The organism is Saccharopolyspora erythraea (genome assembly GCF_018141105.1).
GTDB lineage: Bacteria > Actinomycetota > Actinomycetes > Mycobacteriales > Pseudonocardiaceae > Saccharopolyspora_D > Saccharopolyspora_D erythraea_A.
In genome coordinates this window covers 34,482-47,010 of the sequence record NZ_CP054839.1, presented here as the reverse complement: position 1 = coordinate 47,010, position 12,529 = coordinate 34,482, and the positions used below count along the sequence as shown (strand labels likewise).

At 73.8% G+C, this 12,529-nt stretch carries 5 protein-coding genes; all 5 read right to left on the bottom strand.

The genetic code is table 11. The features are described 5' to 3' along the window. Position 1: 1 nt before the first annotated feature. Genes HUO13_RS00135 through HUO13_RS00115 form a run of 5 tightly spaced genes read right to left on the bottom strand, consistent with a single transcriptional unit; the run spans position 2 to position 12,528 of the window. Positions 2-511, bottom strand: a complete 510-nt coding sequence (locus HUO13_RS00135; RefSeq protein ID WP_211899505.1) for an acetyl-CoA carboxylase biotin carboxyl carrier protein — start codon at positions 509-511, stop codon at positions 2-4. After that, positions 508-2,214: an acetyl-CoA carboxylase carboxyltransferase subunit alpha gene (locus tag HUO13_RS00130; RefSeq protein ID WP_211899504.1), complete on the bottom strand. Its 1,707-nt coding sequence runs from the start codon at positions 2,212-2,214 to the stop codon at positions 508-510. Before HUO13_RS00130 ends, HUO13_RS00135 begins: the two co-directional genes overlap by 4 nt. Continuing rightward, positions 2,207-3,976, bottom strand: a complete 1,770-nt coding sequence (locus HUO13_RS00125; protein ID WP_211899503.1) for an acyl-CoA dehydrogenase family protein — start codon at positions 3,974-3,976, stop codon at positions 2,207-2,209. Before HUO13_RS00125 ends, HUO13_RS00130 begins: the two co-directional genes overlap by 8 nt. Continuing rightward, positions 3,973-5,553 carry a PfaD family polyunsaturated fatty acid/polyketide biosynthesis protein gene (locus tag HUO13_RS00120; RefSeq protein ID WP_211899502.1) on the bottom strand — a complete coding sequence of 527 codons (1,581 nt, stop codon included), beginning with the start codon at positions 5,551-5,553 and terminating at the stop codon, positions 3,973-3,975. The genes HUO13_RS00125 and HUO13_RS00120 overlap by 4 nt, the downstream gene beginning before the upstream one ends. Before the next feature lie 21 nt (positions 5,554-5,574). Next, entirely contained in the window at positions 5,575-12,528 is a 6,954-nt protein-coding gene (locus HUO13_RS00115) for a beta-ketoacyl synthase N-terminal-like domain-containing protein (RefSeq protein WP_211899501.1), read from the bottom strand. Position 12,529: the final 1 nt, after the last annotated feature.

Here is a 12,529-nt window from a genome sequence, read left to right as displayed (position 1 = left end):
GTCACACCTCCTCGACGGGGTCGAGCTCGACCAGCACCTGCTCGAACTCCACCAGGTCGCCGTCGGGGACCCGGATGGCGCGGACCCGCCCCGGCCGGTCGGCCGTGATCGGGTTCATCAGCTTCATCGCCTCGATGATGCCGAGCTGCTGGCCCTCCTCCACCACGTCGCCGACCTCGACGAACGGTGCGTCGCCCGGTGACGGGGCGTGGTAGAAGGTGCCGACGAGCGGCGCGACGACGCGGATCGCGCGGTCCTCCCCCGCAGCCTCCTCGACCGGCGGATCAGCGGGCCCGACCGGCGCCGCTGCACCTGCCGGCTCGTCGCCGGTCTCCCAGTCGACCTCGATCGCGTTGCCGCCGGCGCGCAGGCTCACCCGGCGCACCGGCCGCCCCGCCGCGCGCATCAGCCGTTCCGCCTCGGCGCGCAGGGTCGCGAGGCTGTCGCCGTGTTCGGGTGCCTCACCCGCGATCCGGGTGACGCCGGTTCCGTCGGTGATGTGCGCGGTCATGGTTGCACCTCGCTGTCGCTGTGGTCTGGGTCTCCGAACCGGTCGAAGCGCCGCCGCCGCTGGTCCAGCAGCGCGCCCCCGTCCATTGCGGACAGTTCGCCGATGCTGGTGCGCAGGGCGGCGGCGAGCCTGGCCGCCATGGCGGCGTGGTCCTGCTGCGCTCCCCCGGCGGGTTCGTCGACCACCCCGTCCACGACGCCGAGCCGCAGCAGGTCGTCGGCGGTGATCCGGAGCTGCTCGGCGGCCTGCGGGGTGCGCTCGGCGGTTCCCCACAGGATCGTCGAGCAGCCTTCCGGGCTGATCACCGAGTAGTAGGCGTTCTCCAGGACCAGGACCTCGTTGCCGACGCCCAGTGCGAGCGCGCCACCGCTGCCGCCTTCGCCGGTGACGACGGAGACCGCGGGCACCTTCAGGCGCGCCATCCGGCTGATGCACTCGGCGATGGCGGTGCCCTGACCGCGCTGCTCGGCGTCCACCCCGGGGTAGGCGCCGGGGGTGTCGACGAAGGTGACCAGCGGGAAGCCGAACCGCTCGGCGTAGTCCATCATCCGCCGCGCCTTGTGGTAGCCGGCAGGCTGCGGCATGCCGAAGTTGCGCTGCACCAGCTCCGCGGTCTCGTGGCCCTTCTGGTGGCCGACGACCACCACCGGCCGTCCTCCGAGCGTGCCGATGCCCGCGATGACGGCGGGGTCGTCATCGGAAAGCCGGTCGCCGTGCAGCTCCACGAAGTCCTCGAAGATCCGGGCGCAGTAGTCCGATGTGCTCGGTCGTCCGATGTCGCGAGCGGCGTGGAGGACCTCCGAGGCGTCCCGGTCCGCGGCCGGGCGCGGCCGCGTGCGGTACCCGCCCTCCGCCGCCGGGGCCGCGGGCCCGCCCGAGTGCACCCGCAGCAGGCGGGCGAGATGGGTGCGCAGCTCGTGGCGCGGCACGACGAGGTCGACCATGCCCGCGTCGCGCAGGTACTCCGCGGTCTGGAAACCGGCGGGCAGCTCCTGCCTGATGGTCTGGCGGATCACCTGCGGGCCCGCGAAGCCGATGCGCGCGCCGGGCTCGGCCACCACGACGTCGCCGAGCATGCCGAACGACGCGGTGACGCCGCCGTAGGTCGGGTCGGTGCCGATGCTGACGACCAGGACGCCTGCTTCGCGCAGCCGCGCGACTTCTTGGCTGGTCTTGGCCAGCTGCATCAGCGAGATGGTGCCCTCCTGCATCCGGGCGCCGCCCGAAGCGCAGACCAGCACCAGCGGTGTCCGCCGGTCCAGCGCGGTGCGCGCCGCGCGGGCGACCAGCTCACCGGTGACGCCGCCGACGCTGCCGCCGAGGAAGCCGAAGTCCAGCGCGGCCACGACCACCGGCGCGCCGTCGATCGTCCCGGTGCCGCACAACACGGCTTCGTTGGAGCCGCTGCGGCGCTGGGCCTGCGCCAGCCGTTCGGTGTAGGGGCGGGAGTCGGTGAAGCCCAGCACGTCGACCGGCGCGACGTCCGCGCCGAAGCGCTCGAAGGAACCGTCGTCCAGCAGGGACCCGATCCGGTCGTGCACCCCCATGCGCATGTGGTGCGCGCAGTCCGGGCACACGTGCCCGTTGCGGCGCAGCCTGCGCAGGTAGACCAGCGCCCGGCAGCTCGGGCACCGCGTCCACCGCACCTGGTCCGCGTCGGCCAGTCTCGGGTCCTGGGCGAGCGTGCGAGCCGGCTCAGCCATCGTGCCTCCCTCGGTCGTCCTCGGTGCCTGCGTGCGCGCGGCCGGACTCGGCGAGCGGGAGCGCCACGGCCGACACCAGCCGTCCCGACCTGTGCAGCGCCCTCGCGCGCCGGGCCAGCGGCTCGGCCAGCTCGGCGGGCAGCCGGGTGGTGACGCCCCGGGCCCGGTCCAGCAGCAGCCGCAGGGCGGCGGCCAGCCATTCCGGTGACTCCGGTGCTCCTCCGAACAGCGGCAGGTGCCTGCTGAACCACCACAGGTGCACGCAGCAGGCGGCCGCGTGCAGGTAGCAGAAGCGTTCGGCGTGCTCGAAGCGGTCCTCGGCGTCGCGGGCCCGGCCCGCGTGCTCGCCCATCTCCGCGAGGTCGTGGGCCACCTGCCGCACGAGTGCCGCCGCGTCACCGTTGCCGGAGGTCAGCAGGGCGCGGTCGGCGCGGGCCACCACCGCGGGCAGCGCGGAGACGAACGGGTCTCGGCGGCAGGAGAGCACCAGCCGGTCGAGCCGGAACTCGGGCAGCGGCGCGTCGAGCGCGAAGGTGCCGGCGAGCGCGTCGTCCGGGTCGCCGCCGTCGGCGGCGAGCACCCGCACCACCTGCGCCGCGACCTGCCGGATGTTGGCCACCGGCCCGGTGTCGACGTAGCGGACCACCTCGTTGTCGCGTCGCGCGGTCTCGAACGCGCCGGGCAGCTGGCTGCGGGTGCCGAGCACGTCGGCGCAGCGGGCGAAGACCTCCGCCGAGAGCTCGGTGAGGACCTTCTTGACCACGCTGGAGTGCAGGCTGGCCGCGGCGGGCGCGGTGTGCAGGGCGCGGGTGCACGCCAGCGCCAGCGCGTCGCACGCGACGACGGCCGCCGCCGCGGTGCCCAGCTCGCGGCGGGCGTGCTCCTGGTCGATCAGCGCGCTGCCTGCCACCACGTGATCGGTGGCGAAGTCCAGCGCCAGCCGCAGCGCGGTGTCGGTGCCGGCGAGGTTTGCCGCCGCGCTGGTCGTGCGCACCAGTTGCATGGCCGTCATCGCGGTCTCCATGCCGCGCCCGGTCTCGCCGACCACCGACTCCTCCGGCACGGGCGTGCCGTCGAACCGGAAGCCGGCGAAGTCGATGCCCCGCATGCCCGCCGGGCGCTGCTGCTCGCCGGTGCGGGCGTCGCGTACCGCGTCGCCTTCGACCAGGACCGTCGAGAAAGCCGCTGGACCGCGACCGCCGGAGCGCGCCACGACCAGCAGCGCGTCGCACCGGCTGCCCAGCCCGACCAGCCACTTGTGCCCGTCCAGCCGCAGCGCGCCTTCGAAGTCCCGGGTCAGCGCGCAGGTGTTGGACAGCAGGTCGCTGCCGTGCTCGGCCTCCGACAGCGCGAACCCGACCGCTCCGCCGTCGCGCAGCAGGCCGACCACGCGCCGCCGCTGCTCGTCGGAGCCCGCCAGCAGCACGCACCCGGCCGCGGTGATGCTGAACATGGTGGCCGGCATGACCGTGATGTCGCGCCGGGCGGCGACGCGCACCATGGCCAGCGCCTCGTCCATAGTGGACAGTTCACCGCCGTGGCGCGCGGGCAGGTAGGAGAGCCGCAGCGCTTCTCCGGCGGACTCGACCAGCGCGTCCGGGAACGCGGCGCGCTCGTCGCGCCCGCGCATCGCGGCGAACCCGCAGGGGTTGTCCGGATCGGCCGGGTCGCCGAGCCTGGCGTCCAGTTCGGCGGCAGCGGCATAGGGCCCGGTCCAGTTCCCGGCGGCTCCCCGCCACGCGACCTCGTTCACCGTCGTCACCGCTGGTCACCTGCCTCCGGACGGTATTCGGCGCACGACGCCGGCAGCCGCACGCCGCAGAGCTGGAGCTGGTGCACCCGGCTGGTGAAGGCGGCGCCGCGCAGCAGTTGCCAGGCGACCTCGGCGACCGCCCGGTCGTCCGGTTCCGCCAGGTGGCTGCCGCGCACCCACTCGTTGAACGCGCCCATCGCCGGGCCGCACCAGATCTGGTAGTCCTGCTCCCGGCCGGCCTCCCCGGTGTTGGCCCAGCGCGAGGCCATCCCCAGGTACCAGCGGAATATCAGCGCCATCCGGCGCTTCGGGTCGGCGGCGGCCCGTTCGAGCTGGTCCGGGTCGCGCCGGCGGAAGTACCCGACGACCTCCTCCCACACCTGCTCCACCGGACGCCGCAGCACCGACTTCTCCAGCCGCTCGCGCTCGGCCTCCGGCAGCGCCTCCACGCCGTCGTGGTCGCGGTACAGCTCGTAGAGCTGCTTGGCCCGCATCGGGAACAGCGTGCCGCGCTTGAGCACCTGAAGCTGCACGCCGAGCTCGAACATGTCGGCCGCCGGCGCCATCTCGCAGTCGGCGATCCCCGCGCCGGCCAGCAGCCCGCGCACCGCGGGCGAGGTGCCCGCCTCCAGGCAGGACTGGTTCACCGAGCCGGTCACCACGTAGTCGGCGCCCATCGCGAACGCCGCGGTCGCGGAGGCCGGGGTGCCGATCCCGCCGGCCGCGCCGATCCCGACCCGTTCCCGGTAGCGCTGACGACGCCGCACCTCGTCGCGCTGGCGCAGGATCGTCGGCAGCAGCGCGGGCATCGGCCTGCGGTCGGTGTGGCCGCCGGAGTCGGCCTCGGCGGTGACGTCGTCGGCCAGCGGCACGTGCCTGGCCAGCTCCGCCTGCTCGGCGGTCACCAGCCCGTCGGCGGCCAGCGCGTCGACCACCGAGGGCGGGGCCGGGTGCAGGAACTTCTCGGCAACCTCGGGTCGCGACACCTTGGCGATCAGCCTGTTGCGGGCCAGCGGCGCGCCCTGGGCGCCGCGTTCGAGCCCGGCGACGCGGTAGCGCACCAGGTGCGGTGTCACGTCCATGAACGCCGATGCCTCGACGCAGCGCACGCCGTGGCGCAGGTAGAGCTCGACGGCACCGCGTTCCAGGCCCTCCTCGCTGGGGCTGTGGATGAGGTTCACCGCGTACGGGCGGTCCGGGATCTCCTCCGCGAAGCGCACCAGCGCCTTCTCGATGCGCTCCGGCAGCAGCCCGGCCGATCCGAAGGACGACAGCAGGCCCGCCCGCGCCATCGCGATGACCAGGTCCTCGGAAGCGACGCCGCCGGCCATCGATCCCGCCATGTAGGCGTAGCGGGTGCCGTGCCGGTCGCCGAACGCGCTGGAGCCCAGCCGCTCCGGAGGCAGCGGTCCCGCGGCGGCGAGCACCTGCTCCTGGTCGGCGGGCAGCTCGTTGGACGCCCCGTACCCGGCGCCGGTGTCGACGACGTAGCAGGGCCGGTCCAGCCTGCGCAGCGCCTCGTACACGCCGGGTGGGTCGGTGCGTACCGGTGAGGGGGACGCTTCGGGTGCGGTGGTGGCGGTCATGGGCACCTCCGTTCTCGGCTGTCAGCTCACGCGGTGGGCCTGCACGGCGACGCCGGTGAGCTCGTAGATGCGCAGTCCGGGCTTCCACACGTTCGCGTCGGCCACCACGACCACCCGGTCGTCGTCGACGCGAACGTCGGTGATGTGCGCGTCGAAGGTCATCTCGCCGTCGGTGCGCAGGATCTGGCCGCGGTACTTCCACTCCATCCGCTCGTCGACCGGCGTCGCGAACGTCGCCTCGCCCAGGTGGTCGGCGAGCCCGGTCTCCAGCACGTACAGGTGCAGGGCCTGGATGACGGCCTCGACGCCGAGGGAGCCGGGCATCACCGGGTCCCGGTGGAAGTGGCAGTCGAAGTACCACTCGTGCGGGTCGATCTCGCGCCGGCCGCGCAGGTAGCCCTTGCCGTGCTCGCCGCCGTCCTCGACCAGGTCGACCTCGTCGACCAGCCGCAGGTGCCCGTCGGAGAGCCGCAGCCCGTCGCGCGGGGTGAACCAGCGTTCGTCGCAGCGCACCGGGAGGGTGCGCACCCGCGCGGGGTCGAGGTCGTGCTGCCGGTCTAGCCACGGTGCGACGTGGCGTCCGGAGTCGAGGCCGACCTGGTTGGCCAGCGCCTCTTCGGTGAAGTAGCCGAACAGCGACTCGCCGCGGTAGAACACCTCGCCGTCGGCGGAGAGCTCGTAGCGGAAGCGCTGCAGGATCGCCCCGGTCGCGGTGCCGCTGGAGAGCATCGTGGTCTCGTGCCGGATCGTCCTGCCGCGTAGGTCGACGCGCTTCACCAGCTCGGCGCTGCCGTCCAGGTTGCGAATGCTCAGCTCCTGGTCGGGATGCTCCAGCGTCGCGCCGAGGTAGTAGCCGAGGAGGATCGCGGCCTGCAGCGAGGTCTCCATGTAGACGCAGTTCGGGATGTCCTCGACCGCGGCCTCGTGGTGGTACCAGGCTTGCGGCGGGCAGTCGTACTCGGTGGCCATCGACACGCCCGGCTCCAGCCGCCCGCGCGTGCCGTCCAGCCGCATGATCCGGTCGACGAACCTGAAGTCCCCGTTGGGGATGTAGGGCGCGCGGCGGTCGTCGTAGACCTCGAACTCCGGTCCCATCGCGGTGCCGAGGTGGCCCTTGGCCGCGTGCGCCAGGTGCAGCTCGTTGATGAACGCCGCCTCGCCGGACTCGTTGCGCCTCGGCCGCACCTCGGGCACCACGCCGCCTTCCCCTGGGCGGTACGGCGTGCCCGGCTTCTCCCGGACCTGGACGCCGAAGTCGCGCATGGCCACGATCGGCTTGTCCCCGTCGTAGACGGTGATGTCGGCGATCACGGTCGGGCGCGGCAGCATGGTGATCTCGGTGATCTCGACGTGGTAGTCGATGCGCGGTGTCCGCGGGGTGATCTGCCCGCGCACCTTGACCTCGGTCCGCAGCCCGGGCACCGACTGGAACTCCGCGTCGGGCAGCACCAGGTGCATTCCGAGGTACATGGCGTAGACCTGCAGGATCTGCACGCCGCCCTCGGCCACCATCGATCCGGCCAGCACCGGATCACCCGGGAAGTGGCACTCGAAGTACCAGCCGTCCGGGTCGAGGTGCTTGACCGCCGCCAGGTCACCCAGCTCGCGCGGTCCGCCCAGCCGGTCGATGCGCGGCACCTCGTCGATCATGCGGAGCGCGTCGCCGGGCAGCCGCAGAGACGGGTTGAAGCCGTCGGCGGACTGGTCCCAGCGCGGCCCGAAGACCTCGCCGGGGCGGCCCTGCGCGAGCAGCCGCAGGTCGGCGGCCGTCAGCGAGGTGCGGTCGGTGCGGGCCAGGGGCTTGAAGCCGCTCGGGGTCATCGCCTCGCGGCGCCTGCGGTCGGCGTCGGTCTCGACGATGCCCAGAGACTCGTCCAGCTCCTCGCGGCTGAAGAACCCGGCCGACGCCTCCAAGAGCTCCAGGATCAGCTCGCCGTCGGCGTAGCAGCGGTAGTTGAAGAAGAACAGCAGCCGGTCGCCGGTGGAGACGAAGCGGTCGATGTTGATCTCGTAGCGCAACGTCTGGCCCCGCCGGGGCAGGTCGCCGTGGAAGACCAGGCTGCTGTCCAGCAGCCGGTACACCCGTTCGCCGCGGTTGCGGAAGTCGATGCCCAGGTAGCTGATCAGCAGCATGTCGCACTGACCCGCCTCGATCGTCACCGCGCAGGGCACCAGGCCGTCCACCGCGTACCAGGGGTCGTCCGGGATGTCGTACTCGGTGGTCAGCGAGCAGGGTTCGTACTGCCCCGGACGGGCGTCGAGGTCGGTGACGCGGCTGACGAACAGGTACGGCGGGGCGGGCAGCCGCACCCGCACCGGGTGGGAGTCGATCTCGGCGTAGGAGGGGCCGAACACCTCGCTGATTCGTCCCTGCGCGAACTCCAGGAGGTCGGACTCGTCCCACACGACATCGGCACGCTCGCCCGACGGGGGATCGGCGGGGTGGTCTGCCGGGGGCGGCTCGGTGGCGTGCGCTGAGCCGTTGCCGCTCGCGTCCGGTTCCGTCCTTTCGAGGTCGCGCAGCGCGCATTCCTGGAGCGCGGCCTGCGCGCGAAGCGCGCTGCGGTGCGCGCGTCCGACGGTGGCCGCGATGGCCTGCACAGGCCCGGGAGCGCGCCGCTGTTCGGGCAGCAACGACCGTTGCCCGGAATGCTGTCGCGCAGGCGGTGCACCGCGCTGGGCGGGCACGGCGCGCGTCGCCGTCGTCAGGTGCACGAACGGCTCGTGCTCGATGGTGATCGCCTCGTCGTCGGCCGGATCGGCGTCCGGGGCTCCGGCCACCGCCTGGACAGCGGCGTGCAGTACCGGCTCGGCCGCCTCGCGAACGCGCTCCACCACGGACTGCCCGCCGCAGGGCACGACGTGGGTCGTCGCGGCTCGGGCGCCGGAGTCGGGCATCCCGAGCAGCCGCGTCAGGTCCACCCGCATGCCGTTGCTGACCAGCCGGGCCACCGCCCTGGCCAGCGAGGCGCCGGCCGGGGCGCCTCGGCGGTCCAGCGACACCGCGACGTGCTCCCGCCCGTCGAGGGTGTCGGTGATCCACCTGGTGCAGGTCGAGCCGGGACCCACCTCGACGAAGTAGCGGAACCCGCGTTCGTGCGCGGTGCGCGCCAGCCGGGCGAAGTCGATGGGACCGCGCAGAGTCCGGGCGATCCGCTCGGCGATGCGGCCCCGGTCGGAGAAGTCCACCGGCTGGTGGTCGTAGGCCGACAGCAGCTCCAGCCCGGGATCAGGCTCGCCGAGCGGGTAGTCGTTGAGCGCGGCCAGCGCGTCCAGGTGCGGATCGACCAGCGGCACGTGCATCACGTGGTTGGCGGGCGCCTTCGCCGCCTGGCAGCCAATCCGCTCGACCAGCTCGCGGCACTGGCCCGGATCACCCGCGACCACCACCTCCTCGGGGGTGTTGACGTGGGTGAGGAAGACCCGGTCCAGCTCGCGCATGTGGCCGCGCACGGTTTCGGGGTCCGCCAGCAGGACGTGTGTCGACCAGACAGCCGAGTCCGCCGTCTCCGGCGGGAGGTCCCAGCTCCGCCGCACCTGCCGCTTGGGGCCGCGCAGCTCGTCACGGAACAGCGGGCTGGCCGCGAGCGCGGTGTCGTCGCGGGCCTGCGCCGACCACACCCCGGTGGCGAAGAGCATGCTGCTCTCGCCGAGGCTGTAGCCGAACCCGCCGTCCGGCCGCACGCCGAGCACGTCTCGCAGCATCCTGGTGGCCAGCACCGCGAAGTTGGTGCCGGTGGCGAGCATGACCGGGATGTCGTCGAGCAGCTCGGCCTCGTGGCGCAGCATCGTGCGCCGGTCGAGCGGCTCCCGCGCCCGCGGGTAGAGCTCGCGGTGCTTGAAGCGCTCGGCCGGGTGCTCGCACTCGGCCTCGAAGTCGGCGAGCAGCCCGGGGAACATGCGGAACATGTCGCGCCCCGCCCCCGGGTAGGTCGTGAACGCACCGGGGTAGACCAGCGCGACGCGGCCCTGCGATCCCAGCGGCCGGCCGGTGCAGAAGCTGCCCGCCGGGGTGCTCCACTCGCCGTCGGCGACCGCGGCGGGCAGGTCGCGCTCGGCGCTGCGCAGTTCCTCGCGCAGCCCGTCGCCGCTGTCCGAAACCAGCACCGCCGTCAACCTCGCGCTCTGCGCGTCGTGCGCGTGCTCCCGGCACAGCGCGAGCGCGTCACCGCCGGAGTCGAGCTCGGCGGCGCAGTGCGCGGCCTGCTCGGCGATCCCTTCGGCGCCGTCGGCGGAGAGCGCGAGCACCAGCGGCCCCGCGACGTGGGCCGTGCGCACCGCGTCGCCGGTGGCCACCTGCCCCGACGACAGGACCACGTGCGCGGCGGTGCCGCTGCCGACCGCGCTGAGCGCGGCGATCCTGCGGCCGTCGCGGTGGCGGCGCAGCCACGGGCGCGGCTCGTCCACGCGGTAGAAAGCGCTCTCCGCCAGTTTCGGTCCGGAGAGCGGCAGCTCGGCCGGTGTCGCGGGCAGTTCCGCGCCGTCCAGGCACAGCGCGACCTTCACCAGCGACGCGACGGCGCAACCGGCCTGCGTGTCACCGACCAGCGGCGCCAGGCCGCCGACAGCGCAGGACAGGTCGTCGGCGCGGTATGCCCCGGCCAGCTCGGCCACCTCGGTGGCGAGCCCGTCCGCGGTCGCCGCTCCCAGCTCCAGGTAGTCCACCGCCGAGGCGTCCGCGCCCGCGGCGCGCAGGGCTTCGCGAGCGGCGGACTCGGGGTCCGGCCGCAGGCTGACCGAGTCGACCGTGGCGTACTCCCGCCCCTGCGGGCCGGCCCGCGTCAGCACGACCGCCGCCGCGCCGTCGCCGAGCGGCGGCAGCGACTCGCCGCGCTCGTCGGCGAGCCGTGCGCGGGCGTTGACGTTCGCCGGTCCGCAGGCCAGGTCCACGCCGCCCACGACGACGGCCTCGATGCTCTCGTCGAGCAGCAGCAGACCGGCGATCTCCACCGCACGCGCGCCCGCGGTGCGGTCGGCGGAGATCGTGAACGACGGGCCGACCAGGTTGCGCGACGCGGAGATCCGGCTGGACATGATGTTGCCGATGTAGGAGAGCACCTCGTTGGCGCCGATCGGCTCGTGCACGGCGTCGCGCACCGACCGCTCCAGGCGCTCCAGTGCGTCGCCGTCGAGCTCTACTCCGGCTCGGGCGCATTCGGCGCGGACGTGCGCGCCGATGTCGAAGCGCGCGCGGTGGGTGTGGGTGTGCGGCTCCATCTCCATCGCCACGACCACCGCGACGCGGCGGGCCGGTCGCCGCTCGGCGCCGGAGGTCTCCTCCGGGTGGTCGAACCCGGCGTCGGCGAGCGCGGCGTCGGCGGCCTCGAACATCATCAGGTGCTGCGGGTTCGCCTGGTTCAGCTCGAACGGCGGGATGCGGTAGGTGGAGAGGTCGACCTTGAGCTGCTCGGCGTAGCCCGACTCGCCGAGGCCACCGGGCGGCTCTGCGATGTCGTCCGCGCCGTACCAGCGGCCGGCCGGACGTTCCCGCAGGCCGCTCTCCGCGCGGCGCACCTTGCGCTGTAGCGGCGCGGTCGTCTCCAGCGGACCCAGCCTGGCGCCCACGCCGGTGACGGCCATGCGCGGCACCCGCTGCGGCGGTGCGTGCCGCGAAGGCTCCGGACCGGGCTCGGAGGAGAGAACCACATGCGCGTTGGTGCCGCCGAACCCGAACGCCGACACCCCCGCGCGGCGCGGACGTCCCGCGGTCTCCGGCCACGCGCGCTCCTGGAGCACCATGCGCCGGGCCGCGGCCTCACCGCCTGACGGGCTCAGCGCCTCGCCGACGCCCGGCGTCGCGGGGATCCGGCCCTCGCGCATCGCCATGATGACCTTGAGCATGCTGGTCAGCCCGGCGGCGGTGAGCAGGTGTCCCACGTTGCCCTTGACCGAGCCGAGCAGCGGCGCGCTCCCGCGTCCGTCGAAGAACTCGCTGAGGCTGCGCAGCTCGGTGGAGTCCCCGAGCGGTGTTCCGGTCGCGTGGCACTCGACGTAGTCCACGGTGGCCGGATCGATGTCGGCGTAGGCGGCGCGGTAGGCGTCGAGCTGCCCCGCCGCGTCCGGGCTGAGCACGTGCCTGCCCGCACCGTCGTTGCCGAGACCGATCGACTCGACCACGGCGTGGATGCGGTCGCCGTCGGCCAGCGCGTCGGGCAGCCGCTTGAGCACGAACGCGCCCGCGCCCTGGCCGGTCACGATGCCGGCGGAGCGCGCGTCGAACGGCTGGCTGACGTCGTCGTCGGAGGGCAGGGCGCGCAGGTCGGAGAAGGAGAGCTGGATCAGCAGCGGGTCCGGCGCGCACACGGCCCCGGCCAGCATCACGTCGGCCGCACCGGTGAGCAGGTAGTCGCGGGCGAGCGCGATGCCGTAGAGAGTGGACGAGCACGCCGCGTCGAGTGCCAGGTGCGGTCCTCCGAGTCCCAGCGCGGTGTGCACGACACCGGCGGGCAGGCCGCTGGCCCACACGCTGCGCGGGTCGGCGGCGGGCGGCGGCGACGCGTCGTCGGGCAGCGGCAGTCCCGCCCGGCGCAGCCCGTCGCTGACCTGGGCGCGCAGCATCGGCAGCACGAAGCGCGAGGACTCCTCGGTCGGGAACGAGTAGTTGCCCAGCACCAGGCCCGTGCGGGCGAGCACTTCGGCGGACTCGGGCAGCCCGGCGTCGGCCAGTGCCCGCCGGGCGGTGTGCAGTGGCCATCGCACGACCCGGCCGAGGCCGTCGAGCTCCTCGGCGGGCAGGCCGAGACCTTCCAGGTCGGTCTCGACCTCGCCGACGAACCCGCCGCGGGTCGTCGTGATCGAGTGCTGGTCGTCGCCCCATCCGCCCGGCACGCTCGGATCGGTGCCGAACACCTCGCGACCACCGTGGCTGCGCTGGTCCGCGCCCTCCCGCAGGCTCGTCCAGAACTCCTCGGGAGTGCTCGCGCCCGGCAGCAGGCACGACATCCCGACGACGGCGATCGGTGTACCGCTGGACATC